This is a genomic window from Psychrobacter sp. PSi21 (genome assembly GCF_054960615.1).
The window spans coordinates 19035-38160 of the sequence record NZ_JBHNYR010000010.1; the positions used below are offsets into that span (position 1 = coordinate 19035).

Genomic DNA, 19126 nt, shown 5'->3' on the forward strand with positions numbered 1-19126 from the left:
AGATGTTAACTGGTGCTGAATTATCTGCCTCGATAGACAAACTGCTGACGCTGCGCAAAGAGATTTGGCAAGCGTCTTTGGATACCTTTTTAATGCTGGGTATCTCAACGACAGTGGCCATCATCATCGGCGGCCTGTTCGGGATATTTTTGTTTTTATCTAGCGATCGACAGTTTTTGCAAAACAAAACCTTGTACGCCTTACTTGGCGGTATCACCAACTTTATGCGTGCATTCCCGTTTGTGATTTTGATGATTGCCATGAGCCCTTTTACCAAGGCCATCGTTGGTACAGGCATCGGCCCAATTGCCGCGTCCCTCGTGCTGGCAATTGCAGGTTCCTTTTATTTTGCGCGCTTGGTCGAACAAAACCTGCGCGAAGTACCGCGCGGCATCATTGAAGCCACAGAGTCGATGGGGGCACGTCCCTTTACCATCATCAAAGTGCTGCTTAATGAAGCACGCTCGGGACTGGTCTTATCTGTCACTATCTTGTGTATCAGCTTGCTGTCCTATTCAGCAGCAGCAGGCATGATCGGCGGCGGCGGACTGGGTGACTTGGCGATTCGCTACGGTTATTATCGCTACCAAACCGAGGTAATGATCTTTATTGTGATCATGCTATCGTTGATGGTCATCACGATTCAAGCCTTTGGCAACTGGTTGGCAACGCGACTGGATAAGCGTTAAAATAAACTAAATAATTTTCAGCAATTACGTTATTATCTGAATATATTTCAGGTTATTATATAGCGCACTGTATCAAAAATACGTTGTATTTAAATTGATAGAGTAGCATTACGATTTGTGAATGTTGCTTTTTTAATGGCTCACTTTCATTTCCCACATTTGACTAAGGATTTTTTATGAAACTTACAGATATCAGCCGTCAGTTGGCCAGCGCTTTTGCAGCTGTCGGTGTATCAGGCATGGTTTTGGTTGGCTGCAGCAACTCATCTGCGCCAGAAGCCACTACTGAAACCGCAAGCACCGAAGCCGCTACTGGCGAGACGAGCGCGGCTGCCACTGGTGATATCGATCCCAACCATACCAAAATCATCATCGGTACGACCGAAGGCGACTTTGCGGATATGGTTCGCAACCAAGTCAAAGGCTCACTAGAAGCCCAAGGCTACGAAGTAGAATTGGTACCGTTTACAGATTATGTACGTCCGAACTTGGCATTGGCCGAAGGCGACCTCGACATCAATATCTTCCAGCACAAGCCGTATCTTGATACCTTCAAGAAAGAAAACAACTTGGATCTGGTTGAAGTCTTCCAAGTACCTACCGCACCGCTGGGGATCTATTCAGGCAAAAAAACCAGCTTGGATGAGGCTTACAAAGGTATGAGCGTTTCTGCGCCCAATGACCCAAGTAACTTTGCCCGTGCGTTGGTAATGATGCAAGATCTTGGCTGGATCAAGCTTAAAGACAATGTTGATCCATTGACCGCGTCAAAAACCGATATCGCTGACAACAGCAAATACGACATCGACATCGTTGAGCTAGAAGCAGCGCAGTTGCCACGCGCTCGTGACGAAGTGGACTTTGCGGTAATCAATGGTAACTACGCGACTGATGCGGGTATCGAACTGACTGACGCACTATTCCAAGAGCCAAGCTTTGCGTACATCAACTGGTCAGCGGTTAAAACCGAAGACAAAGATGCCAAGTGGGTACAAGATGTGAATGCGGCGTACAACTCAGACGCGTTCAAAAAATACGCGCATGAAACCTTCCCTGGTTATAAGTATCCAAAAGTATGGGGGACTGACCACAGCGCCCACATGAATGCTGAGATGGATATGCCTGCCACTGAGGCTGCAGCACCTACTGACGAAGCGGCCGCTCAGTAATCAGCTACCTGTGAGATGCCTAACATGAATATGTCATCTTAGGTATTCTGATGACCGCAAACGCCCATGACCACTTGGTGATGGGCATTTTTTATGGCGTGTATTTTTTGGCAAATATGCATATTCGTTGTGGTTTTGCCTTTGCTGAGCCACTTACGGGTTACTAAAAATGACGTTACAACCTGTGTGCCCTTTGTATAAAAGCGTCAGTTGCCCTATCACTTGGATCTTGTTTTTCTTATAGTAACTGAGCTTTATACATGAGACTTCATACGTGAGCTGACGGACAACGACGCCCAATAACGATTCTAAAACGCGTCAACCAGCCACAGTTTGAGTTACAGTCTTTTTTCCAAAAAGCATACATCAAAAAGTATAAGAGTAATGACAATATAAAATATTGATAATAAGGATAAGCACATGTCAAATAAAACCTATAACATTCGTACCGCTGGCCAAGCCAACATTCCTGTACTCGGTCTGGGTACATGGCAATCAACAGGCCAAGACTGCATCGATGTGGTCAGCAAAGGCCTGAAAATGGGCTACGAGCACATTGATACCGCGCAAGCGTATGACAATGAAAAAGAAGTCGGTGAAGGCATCAAGCAATCAGGCGTGGCGCGTGATAAATTTTTCTTAACCACTAAGATATTCCCTGATGACCTAAAATTTGAGCCAGAAAAGCTTAAAGCTGCCGCGCAAAAGTCACTAGAAAATCTGGGCGTAGACTATGTTGATCTGTTGCTGCTACATTGGCCAGATGACCGTGTGCCTTTATCAGAAACCATTCCAGCGTTGTGTGAACTGCAAAAACAAGGCCTAACCCGCCACATCGGGGTATCGAACTTTAACATCGCCCATATCATTGAAGCAGAAAAACATGCCGATGTGCCTATCGTGGTCAATCAGGTAGAGTTCCACCCGTTTATCAAGCAAGATACGTTGCAGACCTTTTTGAACAATCACCACATTTTGTTAGAAGCGTATTCACCATTGGCACGCGGTGATGTGTTTGACAATGACGTCATCAAAAAAATCGCTGACAACCACGGCGTGACTCCAGCACAAGTATCACTGGCTTGGATCTTATCAGACAAAGACCGTGTCGCTATTCCAAAAACGTCTAACCCTGATCACTTGCAAGGCAATTTAGATGCTATTGATTTAAAACTGAGTGATGACGAGTTGGCACAGATTGGCAAATTGGCCAGCGCCGATGGCCGTAAAATTGAGCATCCTGACTATTCTCCAGAATGGGATGACTGATTTTTAATATCAGCTTTAGCGTTACCCACGAAAAAGCCACCAATATATTATTGGTGGCTTTTTTATTGCGGTGGCTTTTGCTGTACGGCTTTCGCGCTGTAGTAACAGCACAGACCAGACGTACCTCGTTATTGCGTCAGAGTTTGAGTTTCATGTATTTTTTCGGCAGGGTTGTATTGCTCAGAGCTGGGCATCGTGCCTTGACGGTTATTTTCTTTGAGTGACTTGGCCACTTCAGGCGGCATGTAATTTTCGTCATGTTTGGCGAGCACCTCTCCCGCGACAAAGGTTTCGCCCTGCATTTTACCAGTTGCCACCACACCTGAGTTTTCGGCAAACAAATCTGGCAAGATGCCTTTATAGGTGACAGGCACGGTTGATTTAAAATCGGTAATGGCAAACTCGACATTCAGCGGATCGGTCTGTGAGCGCTGCACACTGCCCGATACCACCATGCCACCAGCACGGATACGTTTATCCTGCGGTGCTTCGCCTTGGGAGATGGCCGTGGGGTCAAAGTAATAGTCGGTTTGCTGACCGATGGCATAGATGACCAAAGCCACAGCTAAGGCGGCACCTGCCAATGTAAACAAAACCCACATAAGCTTTTTGCGTCGAACGGCGTTCATACCACTACCTCATTGATGAGTGACTGCTATACAAAATAAAAAAAACGCAACCACCGCCCTAGTGCCCATCGATGTGATGTGCTGCTGCTGTCCGTGGCGGTCGTTACGTTGATATGACAGATATGGTAGCACTTTTTTGGCTGATCAATAAGCCCATACTGCTATTTTTATTGTCCGCATGGATTTAGCTAAAATACTGATAACAAATGATTTTATAGTGCTGGATTTGGGATAAGTGAGCGTTAGCGCGGCGTTTGGCGCTGTGCTTGCCGTGCTTGTTGAATGGTCAACTGCTTGATAAGGGTTTTGCGCTGTTTGCGGCTATATAAAATAAAAATCAGCATCACACCAACGGTGATTGCCCAGCAAGACCACACAAACACGCCATGTTTACCCATAGCGATGAACTCAGATAAGCTGTAGAAATAAGGCTGCATGATAGGTTCCTAAACGATGTGGGGCGATACTGGGCAATGGATAAAGGTAGACGGCCGTTATTTGTGCTGCGCGCGGATATATTCTTTGACCCATGCTTTGCCTTGGTCACGATTCAAAATCAAGGTATTGGTGCGATAAATGGCGACAGCGGCGACCAGCAGATAACTACCGATAATCATCAGCAGCAGTGGCATCCACATGTCAGCAGACATCTTTGGCGCTTCGGTCAAACTAAACGTCGCCCCTTGGTGTAGCGTGTTCCACCACTCAACCGAGTATTTGATAATCGGTAGATTCACCGCGCCCACGATGGACAAAATCGCCGCCGCTTTACCGCGATTGGCTGTGTGCTCAAAGGCAGCAAAAAGCGCCATCACCCCTGCGTACAAAAACGCCAAAATCAGCATCGAGGTGAGGCGTGCATCCCAGACCCAGTAAGTGCCCCACGTGGGCTTGGCCCAAATCGATCCGGTCAACAAACTGATGATGCAGAGCAAAAACCCCATCGGCGCCAATGCCTGTGCCACTAAGTTGGCGGTTTTGATTTTCCACACCAAATAAATCACCCCCAGCACTGCCAAAGCAAAATAGATGGAAATGGCAAGACTGGCGGCTGGAACATGGATAAAGATAATGCGGTAGCTGTTGCCCTGCAAATAATCAGGCGGCGCAAAAGCCAAGCCCCAAACACTGCCCACCGTCAAGCAAATAGCCGCCACAATCGCCAGCCATTTTACCCACGGTGAAAAAATACGAAAAAACTCTTTCGTACCCACAGTGATCAAAAAACCCTGCCACAGACGTTGCCACAGGTTGGGAGATGAAACATTCTTCAGGTTGGGCATGGGATAAACCTATTGCACAGCATATGGATAAAAACAAGTCATCGCCACACAAGGACGATACTGGCGGCAAATATCAACGTACATCTACCGCTGCGTATTATAGCAAAATTGCCCGTCGTCACCACGTTGTTCGCAAGCGACTGGTCAGGCGCACTTTTATACAGATTGGCGCTCGCTTCAAATACAGCGCTTTAATTTAACCATGACATTTTTAGCGTCATGGCAATCACCCATGGCATAACCAGCAGTGACATGATGCTGCCTGCCAATAACAGTGCTAGGATTGGTAAGCCATTGAGTCCAGTCGCGAACAAATCCACCGCACCAGTGGCAAAAATCAATACTGGCAGCTGCATCGGTAGGGCAATCAATGGCACCAGCACTGCGCCGTTTTTGAGCGATAAGGTCAGACTACTGGCCACCGCCGACAGCATCAGCAGCATCGGGCTACCTGCTAAAATCGACGCCATTAACATAGCTGTTTCAAAAAAACTGAGTTGAAACAGCGGCACGGCCAGCAGACTGAGCAGTGCCACGATACCACTGCTAAAAATCCAGTGGATCACCAAGCGGATCAGTACCCACAGCGGTAGCGATGCCTTTGCCACCACCAGCTGCGCCAGCGTGCCGTTGTCCAGCGCAGGCTTGAACAAGCCATCAACGCCCATAACCAAAGATAGAAGGGCAGCAATCCACACGGCCGATACACCAAGGCGCTGCAGCAGTTGCGGCTCACTACCCACAGCCAGTGGAAACAAGGTAATAATCACCAAAAACAGTACCAGCGGATACAACCACTGCACCGCTCCTTGCTGTTTCACCTGCCATTCACGCCGCCACAACTGGCTAAAGCTGATAGTCGCACTTGCCGCCTGAGTCTGGCGCGGCGCGGCTCGCGTAGTGGTCGCATCATGGGTCATCGATGCGTGGCTGTCTGTCATGTGCTGCCCCTTATACCATATGATCTGACAAGTCGAGCCGCTGATTGGCCACTGCCACAGGTTGATGACTGGTCATCAGTATCGCCCCGCCTTGCGCCGCAAATTGCTGCAATAACGTCTCCATCCGCGCCACCATATCAACATCCAGCGCCGTAAACGGCTCATCAAGCAGCCAAAGCGGCGTCACCGCTGCGCTCAACAAATATAAGCGCGCTAAGGTAATCCGCCGCGTTTGTCCAGCGGAGAGATGACTTGAGCTGATATGCTCAAAGCCTTGTAGCCCTACCCAACTTAGTGCCTGATCGATCTCATCACGACTGGGCGTGATGCCATACAAATTGAGCAAAAATGATAGGTTTTGGGCAACCGTTAGACTGGGGTGAATCCCAAGCTGATGCGATACATAGAGCGGCTGAATCGGTAACCCTGCCTCGCCTTGATACTGCACTGTACCTGTCAGTATGGGCAACAACCCTGCCAGCTGCATGAGTAACGTAGTTTTGCCCGTACCATTAGCACCAACCAAATGACAAATGGCACCCGCAGACAACTGTAAATCAACCCCCACGCATAAAGGCATCTCGCCGCGCTGGACTGTCAAGGCCTCTAGCGTCAGTGCGGCGGGGGTGATTGATGGCGGCGCTGTCATCATAGTCTCTTCTTCATTATTCACAATTATTTATCTGTTAGGCAGTCATATTCACCGCAACCCACCGTAGCGTTCGTGGCATAATACGCTATGCGCTCTTAACCACACAGTATAACAAATTGTCGATTACTATGACCTCAAAAGATACCCAAGACCTGACCACGAATGCCCAACCAAGCACTCAAGACCAAGCCCACATGACCGTTGCCACCTTAATTGACGCTCAAGTCAGCTTCATACAAGCGTGGATTAAGCAGCAGGCTGCTCCTTTGGCCGATGATGCGTCGCACTGGTTTGGCGCCCAGCCAATGAGTCAGTATCTTAGCGCCGCTGATGTTCAGTATGTGATGAACGACTGGATTTTGTCACAACCAATCAGTGATGCCATTCGCACTGATATTCGCGATATCATGCACAGCATCATTTATCACCCGATCAATGATGAGGTACCACTGTCTGAATTGGTCGATGATACGCAGATTGAGAGCTTGGCCACTTATATTGGCAGCCACAGCACCCAGCGTGAGGCGCTGATTCATACCTTAATCGGTAACGAAACCTTTGCTGATCTGTTGACCCAGACCTTGTACCATGCCATCAATGACTTTATGGAAGGTACGCTGGATAAAGCAGGCGGCGTGGGCAAACTGATGAAGTTTGGACGCAGCTCATTTGAAAAAGCAACCAACAAAAACCTCGATGACAAACTCCAAGCCTACCTACATCGCAATATCAAAGAGTTGACCCAGCGCGCAGAAGGCAATGCCAAGGCGCATCTATCCAATGAGGAGGTGGCGCGGCTGTTGATCACTGGTTGGGCGCGCCTCAAGGATCAACCTGTGAGCGAGTTGCAAACCTACCTCAATGACGATCCTGATCACGGCAGTATCGTCCACATCGAAGCAGGCATACAGCAAAGCTATGACCGCCTGCGTCAGGCCCCTTACCTGCATGCTTTAACCCGCACCGCCGCGCAGACATGGTATGACAACCATCACAATGACACCTTTGCCACCATGGCCGCCGCGCTTGGTCTGGACGATGCCGCCATGAGCCAGCTTGGTGACGCTCTGCGCCCGATGCTGTATGATGCCATAAATAGTGAGTGGTTTAACACACACCTGCGTGACATGCTCAGCGCATTTTATGCGCAGCCTGATTTTCAGCAAGGACTGACCATGAACCGTCCTTAAGCGGTAACGCCATACGCTTGCCGCGTTCATCTATTAAGAAAAGCAATCGTTATGAGTGATACCAATAAATCCAGCTTGTGGCAAAAAATAAAACAATTATTAAGCGCCCATGCGCCTGATGCCAAGACGGCAAATGATAACGCCGCCACAAGCGCGCAGTCTGATCAAGACAGCAGCACTGATGTGCTCGCCCCTGATCGGCCAAAAACAGATAAAAACGAACAAGTACCCCCTGCCAAGGCCGCGCACAGCGAGACACAGGCCGATAAAAAATATGACTCAAACACCGACAGTCATACCATCGAAAAACATCTTGGCCAAACAGATAAGCCTGAAACAAACGTCCAAGCCGAAACCGTGATAACCGATAGCCTCAAAGACTATCTGGATAATCAGCAGTGGCACTATACCCAGTATCCCCCCAAAGATGCAGATACGCAGCAAACGATGCACTTGTCCTTGCGTATGCGTCACAAAGACATTGAATGTGGCTACTTGTTTCGCATTCAAGAGCGTAACGGTTTGCTCGCAGTCTATGGTATTTTGCCGTTTTTGATTCCTGATACCCATCAAAGTGCCGCCATGCTGCTGGTCTCTCAGATCAACTATGACATGATTATTGGTAATCTTGAGATGGACGTCAATGACGGCGAGATACGCTATAAACATGCCATTGACATCGAGGTTGTCGGTATCAACGAGCCAGTCATTGATCATCTCTTGCAAAGCGTGGTGGCGATGACTACAGTTGCGCATGATGTTTTTAGCGACTTGCTCAGTACCGAAGATCCGAGTGCAGATATCCCGACCTTGCTCAGCGAGCTGCAACAGCAAACCGAGTCACGTACGTTCTTTTTGCCGACCCAGTTGGTGCAATAGCACGCCCTGTTATGGCCCACTGATCTTGCATTGGTCTTACGACGCAGCACTATCAAGGTGACGGTTTTTCTTTTTGTTCGAGAGTTTTTATTGTCTTATGCTAAAAATTGCCTACTCTGAGATTTTTCGCTATAGCGTGCCTGACAAGCACCGCTTTCCCATGCAAAAATACACCATGATAACTGAGCGCTTATTGCGTGAAGGTACCATCACGACGGCCAATTTTTTTGCCCCGACGCGGCTAAGCGAGGCGGAAATCTTGACCACGCATACGGCCGAATACTGGCACAAGCTTAAAACCCAAACCCTACCGCGCAAAGAAGCGCGGCCCATTGGGTTTGAGATGACGCCTCAGCTGGTGGATCGCGGTCGTCATATCGCTCATGCCACTTATGAGTGCGCGCGGTATGCTCAGCAATATGGTGTGTCAATGAATGTGGCAGGCGGCACGCATCATGCCTTTGCCGATCATGGCGAAGGCTTTTGTGTGTTTAATGATGTCTGTATCGCCAGCAATTTACTCCTCGATCGCGCACAGGCGCAAAAGATTTTGATTGTCGATTTGGATGTCCATCAAGGCAATGGTAACGCCAGTATCATGGCAGATGAGCCGCGCGTGTTTGTCTTTAGCATGCATGGCGCCAAGAATTATCCGTTTCGTAAGCAAGTGTCCGACCTAGATATTGAGCTGGACAATGATACTGGCGATAACGAGTATTTACAAAAATTGGCAGACACCCTGCCACGTTTAATCGCTGAGGTTGCGCCCGACATGATCTTTTATCAATCGGCGGTTGATGTGCTTGCTACAGACAAACTGGGGAAGCTTGGCTTGACACAAGCGGGATGCAAAGCGCGTGATGAGTACGTACTGCGCCAAGCCAAGTTAGCCAATATTCCGATTGCCATCGTTATGGGCGGCGGCTACTCTGAGGACATCGACGATGTAGTCGAGGCGCACTGCAATACCTTTCGCCTCGCGCAGCAGATTTTTTTTGGGGCGACGACAGTTTAATATATTTGTAAAAGTGATGAGAAGATGGCAAAAATTCTGATTGGTATCGGCATCGTGCTGGTGATTGTTGGTGTGATTTGGCTGGTCTTTCCCAATGCCTTTTCTTGGATAGGTAATCTACCAGGCGATATCAAACACACTTCAGGCAATACGCGAGTGTATTTCCCAGTAGTCACCATGATCGTGATCAGTGTTGTTGCGACGATTATTTTAAATATGTTTAATCGTTAGATCACATTCGCTCTGCTCTAGCTAGGGCGTATTTTGTGATGAGCATTCGCGTTTTTATAATAAGGCGGTAATCCCTTGCCAGCCCACGCGGATGCCAAGCAAGGTGATAATCACCAAAATCAGCTGACGAAAACGCGCTTGTGGCAAGTAACGGCGCAGACGAATACCCACCAACAGTGCCACCACCGATACGACACTCAGTAGCGCAATCAGCTGCCAGTCGCCACTGCTGAGCGCCATAATAGGCTCACGTAGGACGATGATTTGAGCGATTTTTCCCAAAAAATAGCACATATTACCCACCTTGGCGATGGTGTTTTTATCGTCAGTGGCAGAGAGCAGATACATCATCAGAATGGTCGACATCGCATTGGTCGAGCCGCCAATGATGCCCGCGCTAATGCCAACGGCAATCAGTACAGGCTTGGTATCTGGCAGACGGATCTGTTTGCCAAACACGCTACTGCCAACATAAAAAGCAATCACTGCCGCCAGCAGCAATAGAATATAGGCGCTATCGACCCACAGCAAGAGCTGAGTGCCTAAGAGGCTACCCAGCAGACTGGTCAGCGCCAGCAACCAATAGCGCCGACCATAGTAGGTAAAGTTTTGCCAAATCGTGCGTTCACCGCCTCCTAGCCATGCCATGATATTGAGCAGCATTGACGGAAAAAGAACCAGCACAATGGCATGGGTTAATGGGTACATGCTTGCCATGGCAGTGGTGGTAATGAGTGGCGCGCCAAGTCCACTGATACCATGCAGCAAGGAGGCAAATGCAAACACAATCGTTAGTATCAGTATCTGAGTGCTATCGTTACCAGTTATGTCAGTCATGATTGACCCATCTTAACTCTCCGTAGTTTACTGCGTAATAGAGTCTAGGGCTTGCCCCTAATTCAAACGTTCATCACTAAATATGCTAAAAACAACGCTTTATCACAATAACGCGGTGATCCCTTGCCAGCCCACGCGGATGCCAAGCAAGGTGATAATCACCAAAATCAGCTGACGAAAGCGCGCTTGCGGCAAGTAACGACGCAGACGAATACCCACCAACAGTGCCACTACTGATACGACACTCAGCACTGCAATCAGCTGCCACTCGGCGCCAGTAAGCACCATAATAGGCTCCCGCAGGACGATAATTTGCGCAACTTTTCCTAAGAGGTAGCACATGTTACCTACCTTGGCGATGGTATTTTTATCGTCACTGGCAGAGAGTAGATACATCATCAGAATGGTCGACATCGCATTGGTTGAGCCGCCAATCACGCCTGCACTAAAACCAATGGCTATCAGGACAGGCTTGGTATTGGGTAGACGGATCTGTTTGCCAAGCACGCTACTGCCAACATAAAAAGCAATCACCGCCGCCAGCAGCAATAGAATATAGGCGCTATCGACCCACAGCAAGAGCTGAGTGCCTAAGAGGCTACCCAACAAACTGGTCAGCGCCAGCAGCCAATAGCGCCGACCGTAATAGATAAAGTTTTGCCAAACGCTGCGCTCACCGCCTGCCAGCCATGTCATGGCATTGAGTAATAACGACGGAAAAAGAACCAACACAATAGCATGTGGCAGCGGATACATACTGGCAAGCGCAGTGGTCGTCACCAAGGTCACACCAAGCCCACTGATGCCGTGTAGCAGCGAGGCGATCGCAAACACGACCGTCAGTATCAGCATCTGGGTGCTATCGTTGCCAACTATATTTGTCATATTGGTGATACCATTTGAGGCCTAGCGCACCTGCCTACATCATTTGAGCGGCCATCTTCATCTTTAACAATCTTGGTGCTGACCGATGACGTCACCCATAACAGTAACCAGTTGCTCAGCGATTTTATCTTTACTGTTTTTGTCCAGTGTTACCGCTTCACGTTTATAACGCTCGGCAAAAAATAGCTGCATGGCATTGTCATCACTGGCAAAGCCGATATCTGCTCGTGAAACATCATTACAGGCGATCATGTCTAAATCTTTGGCGACCAGTTTGCCACGGGCGTAGTGCTCAACATCTTGAGTTTCTGCGGCAAAGCCGACAACAAAAAGCGCTGGATGTGCAAGCGAGATCGTTGCCAAAATATCAGGATTTTTGACCAACTCAAGCGTCATTGTATCCTGTGTTTTTTTGATTTTTTGTGGTGCTGCTTCCTCGGTGCGATAGTCTGCTACTGCGGCGGTCGCGATAAAAATATCGGCTTTTATAAATTGGTTGTCAGTATCAGGCTGCGCCAGCTCATGCGCATCATCGCAATCACAGTCGCCATGATGATGGTCATGAGAGTGAGCATGCTCATGCGCCTCCTCCAAGTCGAATTGCAGCTCGCTATGTGTGCCATCCACACATTGCTGCGCAGCAAGGAGCATGTCTTTGGCAGACAGCACATCAATACGGGTAACATTGAGCGGTGTTGGTAGCGCGACTTTGCCACCAGCTATCAAGATCACCTCCGCACCAGCGGCGACGCAAGCACGTGCTAAGGCGAAGCCCATTTTTCCTGAAGAGTGATTGGACAAATAGCGCACAGGGTCAATCGCCTCTACCGTTGGCCCTGCGGTAATGACCACCCGTTTACCTACCAGTCGCTGCGGTGTGGTATTCATTGCTTTAAACAGCAGTACTTCATCCAATAATTGCTCAGGCTCAGGCAAGCGCCCTGCCCCCACATCACCGCACGCTTGCTCACCGCTAGCGGGCTGAATGATCTGATAGTTCATATCGCGTAAGGTTTGCACGTTTAGGCTTACCGCAGGGTGCGCCCACATTTGCTGATTCATCGCAGGTGCGATGATGACAGGCGCTGTCGTGGCAAGACACACAGTGGTCAACAAATCATCTGCCATACCCATCGACAAACGCGCAAGCGTATTGGCTGATGCAGGGGCGATAACGATCAAATCTGCCCATTTCGCCAATTCGATATGACCCATGCCCGCTTCTGCTTGCTCATCGAGCAATGAGACATGCACCTCGTTACCTGTCAGCGCTTGCAGCGTCAATGGAGTGATAAAGGCTTGTGCGCCTGTGGTCATAATGACACGAACATCGAAGCCTGCTTTAATCAATAAGCGGGCAAAAACAGCAGATTTATAAGCGGCGATACCGCCAGTGATAGCAAGTAGGATATTTGACATAAGCGTGGTATGAATCGTTGAGGGGGATAAAAGGAGAAAAATTGCGTTTATAGTAACAATTATGTGCCAAATTGGGTAAGATTTCGTACATTTATCTATTATTCATCCATTGTTTATTTGGGACTAAGGAGTACAGATGGCCATCAAAGACTGGCATGAAGATGACAGACCACGCGAGAAGTTATTAAAGTTCGGGGCATCCCATTTGTCTGATGCAGAAATATTAGCAATATTTTTACGGACAGGCACCCAGTCACAATCCGCCATTGAGCTGGCGCGACATCTGATTGATGAGTTTGGCAGTCTGGCAGAGCTGCTCGCCGCACCGAGAGACATCGTGTTGTCCTGTAATGGTATCGGCCCTGCCAAATACGCACAAATCCTCGCCTCGCTTGAGATGGGCACCCGTTATCTAGGCAGTCAGCTGAAGATGGGACAACCCCTTGATCGCTCACAAATGGTCAAGGACTATATCAGTGCCCAGCTGCGCCGCGAGTCGCGAGAAGTATTTGCGGTACTGTGCTTAGACAGTGCGCTTAACTTGATTCACTATGAAGTGCTGTTTGTCGGCGGAATCACCTCTTGTGCGGTGTGTATTAAGCAAGTGCTGCGTCATGCGCTGACCCATGCTGCCACCCAGCTGATCATTGCTCACAATCACCCACACACGGATGCCACGCCCTCCCACGCTGACAACCAACTGACCAACCGTTTGGCTGAGGCTTGTGCGTTATTAGACATTACCTTGATTGATCATATCATCGTTGGTCGCAACGATACGTTGTCTTATGCCGAGCAAGGCAAGATGCCTATTGCTGCATAGCATGGCTGTATAACATTGCTGCCTGATCGAGCGTCGGCAGCACCCATACTTATAGCCAAAAATACGTCACACGGCGTTATGGCTTATCTGTCACCCTATAAAAAGACATTGTGACATAAAAAGATATTGTGACAGCCGACGTTATTGATACAGATCATCGACACAGCGTAGCACTATCGTTATTGATAGTGCAGCTCAGTCCTCTCATATTGGTAGCCTACTTTATGTCAATAATATACAGTTTGTGTGAACGGATAGACTATAATCTCAAAGGATGTTGAGGTTTTGCATCTGTCTTTGACAGATGTCTATCATTTATGTTTGAGCACTGGGCTGTTATCATCGTTATTCACCACGCTTTGTTAGGGAGACAGCCATGGCGATTGGCTTATTTATTTTGGCAGTACTTATTCAGTTAGCCGTCGTCTTGGCCATCTTTTTGCTGTCCTTGTCACGCACCACAGGCAGCATTTTGGCGATCGTCACGGCTTTAGCCACCATCTTTATCAGTCCGTGGTCGCTCATATTAGGTGCGCCGATCATGCTGCTGTGCTTGATACTGCTGATCGACCCGATTCGTAAAGCGATGATTACCAAACCAGTATATAAAGCGCTGGGCGGCGCGATGCCAAGTATGAGTGACACTGAGCGCGAGGCACTGGATGCGGGCACCAGCTGGTGGGAAAAAGAGCTGTTTATGGGTGCACCTAACTGGGACACCTTTGCCAGCTACCCCTACCCTGAGCTGTCTGAACGAGAGCAGTACTTTATTGACAACGAGGTCGAAACCCTCTGCGCCATGCTCGATGAGTGGCAAATTCAGCACGAAGACAAAGAGCTATCGCCAAAAGCATGGCAATTTGTCAAAGACAATGGCTTTTTGGGGTTGATTATTCCTGAAGAATACGGCGGTCTGGCCTTTAGCTCGTATGCCCAAAGCCGAGTGATGAGCAAAATTGCCTCACGCTCGCCCACCGCCGCTGTCAGCTGTATGGTGCCCAACTCGCTTGGCCCAGGTGAGCTGTTGATGCACTACGGTACAGACGCCCAAAAACAGCGCTGGCTACCCGGCTTGGCTCGCGGTGAGGAGATTCCTTGCTTTGGTTTGACAGGCCCTGAAGCGGGTTCTGATGCAGGCGCCATTCCTGATACTGGTGTGGTCTGCTACGGTACGCACGAGGGCGCGCAGGTGCTGGGTCTGCGTATGAACTTCTCTAAGCGCTGGATCACGCTGGCACCCATCGCCACCGTGGTGGGTCTGGCCTTTAAAATGTATGACCCAGATGATCTGCTTGGCGATGCCAGCAAAACCGACTACGGTATCACCTGTGCGCTGGTACCTGCCAGCCATGAAGGCGTTATCACAGGCCCGCGCCATTATCCCAGCGGCTCGCCATTTATGAACGGTACGGTAACCGGTACAGATGTCTTTATACCCCTAAACTATATTATCGGCGGCGTTGAAAACGCAGGTCGCGGCTGGCGCATGCTGATGGAGTGCTTGGGCGTGGGACGCGGTATTTCATTACCCGCACTGTCAACCTCGGCCAGCGAGATGAGCTATTTGTCTGTTGGCGCCTTTGCCAAAATCCGTGAGCAGTTCAAAATCTCAGTCGGTAAGTTTGAAGGTGTACAGGACGCGACCAGTCGTATTGCCAGTCAGACCTATATGCTTGAAGCCTTTCGCCATCTGGTCACTTGCGGCTTAAACCAAGGCGGCACGCCGTCAGTGATGACTGCCATGGCAAAATACTACGCAACCGAAACCATGCGCGACGTCATCAATGATGGCATGGACGTGGTCGGTGGCCGCGCCATCCAAATGGGGCCGCGCAATTTTTTATCTACGCCTTATCAAGCCATTCCTGTATCGATCACGGTAGAGGGTGCCAATATCTTAACCCGCTCGTTGATGATCTTCGGTCAAGGGGCGATGCGTTGTCATCCGTATTTGTTTGATGAGTTGCAACTGCTCCAAAGTGAGGACAAAAAAGGCGCACTAAGTCAATTTGACCATCTGTTCTTTAAGCATTTGGGTTACACCTTTAATCGCGGCGCGAAAGCATTTGTGGCGGGTTACGTTGGTGGCAGCAATAACGCGCCAGACTTTGCTGATGACTTTACCCGTCCTTACTACAAGCACATCAACCGCCTAAGCGCAGGCTTTGCCTTGACCGCTGATATGGCGCTTGGGTTACTCGCTGGTGATCTCAAACGTAAAGAGATGCTCTCTGGCCGCCTCGCTGACATTCATGGCCATCTGTTTATCGCCACGGCCATCTTGCAGTTTTATCAGCATGGCAACAAATCAGATGCCGAGCGTCTACATGCCGAGGTCGCATTAAAAGACAGCTTGTACACCATTCAAGAAGCCTTTTTGTCGTTCTTTGCCAACTTCCCGAATACCATGGCGGCGGGTCTGGTTCGTTTTGTCACCTTCCCTAGCGGGCGTATTTTTAGCCCTGTCAGTGACGAGCTCAAGCAGAAGCTGGGCGACACCTTTATGGATGACTTTGAGGCCAATCCGTTTCGTGATTTTCTCAAAACCATGGTGTATTACAACACCGAACCTGATGATGCAAACGGACGTGTGGAGCACACGTATCAGACTTTGCTCGCCATTGAACCACTCTGGCAGAAATTTAAAAAAGCGGAACACAAAGACAGCTTTGAGGGCTTAACCTTTGAAGACCATGTGGTTCATGCCAGTCAAAATGGTGATATCACCGAAGAAGAAGCCGAAGTGCTGATCGAATATAACGCCATGCGGTTTGATGCCCTGTTGACTGATGTGTTTGACGCCCATTTATCACAAGCACAAACACGCACCAACCCGCACACCCTTGATAATGCGGTGCATCAGTTGACTGATTACGCGGAACGTAAAAACCGCGCTCAGCAACAGCAAGAAGCACAACAAGCTGATAGTGACGATGCACAAAAAACAGGCGATGCCAATCCCAATCATGGCTACGAAATCGACGGCGATGTGACTATGGCTGAGCAACAAGACGCGAAGCAAGCGGCCAAGGCACAGACCCAGTTTGATGAAGTCAACCCTGAGGCAGAAGCACTGGATCACCGCCACCGTGACGCTGCCTCGACACTTAACGAGCGCATGGCACAAAACCATGCCAATCGTCAGGCCGCGCAGACGAGTAAATCGGCAACAGAGGTTCAAGCCGATCGTGATGTGCATGACGACTCAGAAAAAAAGCAATGGCAAGATGGTTTGCGCCGCGGTGATAAAAATGACAAGGACACGACCAAATAGTGTATGACGTGACATCATTCATTTGTCACTGCACCTTCATCTAGCCACACCTAGACAACTCAAAACCAGCATCGCCTCTATGGCGGTGCTTTTTTTTATAAGTAATTTTTTATAAGCACTTCTTCGTCGACACTTTTTATAAAATTTAGGGTTAACAAGGTCATAACAAGATACGACTGACTTAATTGATCCTTATTTTTTAAAACTTTTGTTTATCAACATCTTTAAAAGCGTTAGTATAATAAGAACGCTGTTTTTGTTAATCATGACTGTCACGTATTTTTTTACTCAGCGTGGTCATTTTAATTGATAAAAAAATCTTGCAGTCACTATAACGATTCTTTTATATTGTCCACCGCAAACGTGACCGCAGATAGCAGTCAACGGAATTTATAAACATAACAAAGGAAGCATCGTGCCATTTGCTCACTTTTTAGTGGCGGTTTTTATTTGGTTCCGTGCTCGTTATGTATAATCAAGGATCTGGATTATGTGGAAAAACTTAGGGCTCACAGGCAAGATTATCGTTGCCATGATACTGGGTATCATCGTCGGTCTGACGATAAATGGGTTGAGCTTGAATGCTGAGGGCGGCTTTGTAAATACCTACATAACCAATGGCGCCCTTGCCATCATCGGCAAACTCTTTGTTAACTCGCTAAAAATGCTGGTCGTGCCTTTAGTACTGGTCTCGCTGATTTGCGGGGTATGCGGTATTGGTGATATTCGCCTATTGGGCCGCATCGGTACCAAAACGTTCTTTATCTATATGATGACCACCGCCCTTGCGATTGCAACGGCGATTGGTCTTGGCTCATTGTTTGGTATCGGCTCAGGTATGAACATTGAGTCCGCAGCTACTTTTGAGGCCAAAGAAGCACCGCCATTATTGGATGTATTCTCCAATATCGTGCCATCAAACCCCATCAGTGCGATGGCCAATGGGGACATGCTGTCAATCATCTTTTTTGCCATCTTACTTGGCATCTCGATCTTGATGGTGGGCAAACCTGCTAAAGGCTTGGTGCAAAGCTTAGAGCTGATCAACGAAGTCATCTTAAAAATGGTGACCATCATCATGAACCTAGCCCCTTACGGTGTGTTTGCGCTACTGGCTAAAGCCATGTCAGAGCTGGGCTTTGATTTAATTTGGTCGCTGGTAAGCTATATGCTCGTATTGGTTGGTTCCTTAGCCTTCCATTTCTTTGTCACCATGATGATTGTTTTAAAGCTGTTCTCAGGACTGTCTATCCGTACGTTCTTAAGCAAAATGCGCGAAGTACAGATTTTTGCGTTTAGTACCTCAAGCTCGAACGCGACGATTCCGATCACGCTACGTACCGTGACTAAGCGTATGGGGGTGAACAATTCGGTTGCGTCATTTACGGTTCCCTTTGGTGCTACCATCAACATGGATGGTACGGCAATCATGCAAGGTACGGCGACCATCTTTATCGCCAATATCTATGGCGTGGATTTGGGCATTACGGAGTACTTAACCGTCATCTTAATGTCGGTACTGGCCTCAGTTGGTACAGCGGGTGTACCTGGTGTGGGCTTGATCATGCTGTCGATGGTCTTTGCCCAAGTGGGCTTGCCTGTCGAAGGTATTGGTCTGATCTTAGGTGTGGATCGTATCCTAGACATGCTGCGTACAGCGGTGAACGTCGGTGGTGATGCGGCGGTAACCACGATCGTAGCAAAATCTGAAGGCAAGCTGGACTTGGCGATTTATAATGACCCTGAAGCGGGTTCAAAAGACGTGTATGACGGTCATATTGATGAAGACAGCGAGCGTGAGTTTTCACAAGTAATGAATGATGGCGTCATGGGCAGTGAATATGACAACCGTCCCTAAGGCAAATAATCGCCGTACCTCTTTGTATTGGTCACACATCGTCGTCGCCCAGCAGGCGACGGCTGGCGATTAGGATAGATTAC

At 48.7% G+C, this 19126-nt stretch carries 19 protein-coding genes; 11 read left to right on the plus strand and 8 right to left on the minus strand.

What is annotated here, in order from left to right:
• Window positions 1–2: 2 nt before the first annotated feature.
• The 3 genes from ACFI32_RS08400 (at window position 3) to ACFI32_RS08410 (ending at window position 3127) form a co-directional block, all read left to right on the plus strand.
• Window positions 3–689, plus strand: coding sequence for a methionine ABC transporter permease (locus ACFI32_RS08400; protein ID WP_462626085.1), 687 nt, complete (start codon window positions 3–5; stop codon window positions 687–689).
• 176 nt (window positions 690–865) lie between these two features.
• Entirely contained in the window at window positions 866–1858 is a 993-nt protein-coding gene (locus ACFI32_RS08405; protein ID WP_462626086.1) for a MetQ/NlpA family ABC transporter substrate-binding protein, read from the plus strand.
• Window positions 1859–2278: 420 nt separating this feature from the next.
• The gene (locus tag ACFI32_RS08410; protein WP_462626087.1) at window positions 2279–3127 is read left to right on the plus strand and encodes an aldo/keto reductase; all 849 of its coding nucleotides are present in this window, start codon (window positions 2279–2281) and stop codon (window positions 3125–3127) included.
• 128 nt (window positions 3128–3255) lie between these two features.
• On the opposite strand, the gene ccmE is transcribed toward ACFI32_RS08410, so the two are convergent.
• From ccmE to ACFI32_RS08425, 3 genes are all read right to left on the minus strand, one after another.
• Window positions 3256–3756 (minus strand): cytochrome c maturation protein CcmE, encoded by a 501-nt coding sequence (gene ccmE / locus ACFI32_RS08415; RefSeq protein ID WP_462626088.1) that lies wholly within the window; start codon window positions 3754–3756, stop codon window positions 3256–3258.
• 242 nt (window positions 3757–3998) lie between these two features.
• Window positions 3999–4193 carry a heme exporter protein CcmD gene (ccmD, locus tag ACFI32_RS08420; RefSeq protein WP_462626089.1) on the minus strand — a complete coding sequence of 65 codons (195 nt, stop codon included), beginning with the start codon at window positions 4191–4193 and terminating at the stop codon, window positions 3999–4001.
• A 57-nt stretch (window positions 4194–4250) separates the two neighbouring features.
• Window positions 4251–5039: a heme ABC transporter permease gene (locus ACFI32_RS08425; protein WP_462626090.1), complete on the minus strand. Its 789-nt coding sequence runs from the start codon at window positions 5037–5039 to the stop codon at window positions 4251–4253.
• Here ACFI32_RS08425 and ACFI32_RS08430 point away from each other — a divergent pair.
• Window positions 5015–5239: a hypothetical protein gene (locus tag ACFI32_RS08430; protein ID WP_462626091.1), complete on the plus strand. Its 225-nt coding sequence runs from the start codon at window positions 5015–5017 to the stop codon at window positions 5237–5239. The two genes, ACFI32_RS08425 and ACFI32_RS08430, sit on opposite strands and share 25 nt — an antisense overlap.
• Here ACFI32_RS08430 and ACFI32_RS08435 read toward each other — a convergent pair.
• The gene (locus ACFI32_RS08435) at window positions 5231–5959 is read right to left on the minus strand and encodes a heme exporter protein CcmB (RefSeq protein WP_462626170.1); all 729 of its coding nucleotides are present in this window, start codon (window positions 5957–5959) and stop codon (window positions 5231–5233) included. The two genes, ACFI32_RS08430 and ACFI32_RS08435, sit on opposite strands and share 9 nt — an antisense overlap.
• A 31-nt stretch (window positions 5960–5990) precedes the next feature.
• Window positions 5991–6632: a heme ABC exporter ATP-binding protein CcmA gene (ccmA, locus tag ACFI32_RS08440; protein ID WP_462626171.1), complete on the minus strand. Its 642-nt coding sequence runs from the start codon at window positions 6630–6632 to the stop codon at window positions 5991–5993.
• A 128-nt stretch (window positions 6633–6760) separates the two neighbouring features.
• On the opposite strand from ccmA, the gene ACFI32_RS08445 reads away from it, so the two are divergent.
• The 4 genes from ACFI32_RS08445 (at window position 6761) to ACFI32_RS08460 (ending at window position 9947) form a co-directional block, all read left to right on the plus strand.
• Complete coding sequence (locus tag ACFI32_RS08445) at window positions 6761–7822, plus strand: hypothetical protein (protein ID WP_462626092.1); 1062 nt, start codon at window positions 6761–6763, stop codon at window positions 7820–7822.
• A gap of 51 nt (window positions 7823–7873) precedes the next feature.
• Complete coding sequence (locus tag ACFI32_RS08450; protein ID WP_462626093.1) at window positions 7874–8701, plus strand: type III secretion system chaperone family protein; 828 nt, start codon at window positions 7874–7876, stop codon at window positions 8699–8701.
• A 97-nt stretch (window positions 8702–8798) separates the two neighbouring features.
• Window positions 8799–9716 carry a histone deacetylase family protein gene (locus ACFI32_RS08455; protein ID WP_462626094.1) on the plus strand — a complete coding sequence of 306 codons (918 nt, stop codon included), beginning with the start codon at window positions 8799–8801 and terminating at the stop codon, window positions 9714–9716.
• Between the two features lie 24 nt (window positions 9717–9740).
• On the plus strand, window positions 9741–9947 hold the full coding sequence (locus ACFI32_RS08460; RefSeq protein ID WP_462626095.1) for a DUF2905 domain-containing protein: 207 nt from the start codon (window positions 9741–9743) through the stop codon (window positions 9945–9947).
• 54 nt (window positions 9948–10001) lie between these two features.
• Here the strand turns inward: ACFI32_RS08460 and ACFI32_RS08465 are convergent, their stop codons facing one another.
• The 3 genes from ACFI32_RS08465 to coaBC form a co-directional block, all read right to left on the minus strand.
• Window positions 10002–10784, minus strand: a complete 783-nt coding sequence (locus ACFI32_RS08465) for a sulfite exporter TauE/SafE family protein (RefSeq protein ID WP_462626096.1) — start codon at window positions 10782–10784, stop codon at window positions 10002–10004.
• A gap of 102 nt (window positions 10785–10886) precedes the next feature.
• Complete coding sequence (locus tag ACFI32_RS08470; RefSeq protein WP_462626097.1) at window positions 10887–11669, minus strand: TSUP family transporter; 783 nt, start codon at window positions 11667–11669, stop codon at window positions 10887–10889.
• 63 nt (window positions 11670–11732) lie between these two features.
• Window positions 11733–13088: a bifunctional phosphopantothenoylcysteine decarboxylase/phosphopantothenate--cysteine ligase CoaBC gene (coaBC, locus tag ACFI32_RS08475; protein WP_462626098.1), complete on the minus strand. Its 1356-nt coding sequence runs from the start codon at window positions 13086–13088 to the stop codon at window positions 11733–11735.
• Between the two features lie 136 nt (window positions 13089–13224).
• Between coaBC and radC the strand changes: the two genes are divergently transcribed.
• The 3 genes from radC (at window position 13225) to ACFI32_RS08490 (ending at window position 19043) form a co-directional block, all read left to right on the plus strand.
• A complete protein-coding gene (gene radC / locus ACFI32_RS08480; RefSeq protein ID WP_462626099.1) occupies window positions 13225–13911 on the plus strand; it encodes a RadC family protein in 687 nt (228 codons plus the stop codon).
• A 376-nt stretch (window positions 13912–14287) separates the two neighbouring features.
• Window positions 14288–17185, plus strand: coding sequence for an acyl-CoA dehydrogenase (locus tag ACFI32_RS08485; RefSeq protein ID WP_462626100.1), 2898 nt, complete (start codon window positions 14288–14290; stop codon window positions 17183–17185).
• 490 nt (window positions 17186–17675) lie between these two features.
• A complete protein-coding gene (locus ACFI32_RS08490) occupies window positions 17676–19043 on the plus strand; it encodes a dicarboxylate/amino acid:cation symporter (protein WP_462626101.1) in 1368 nt (455 codons plus the stop codon).
• Window positions 19044–19126: the final 83 nt, after the last annotated feature.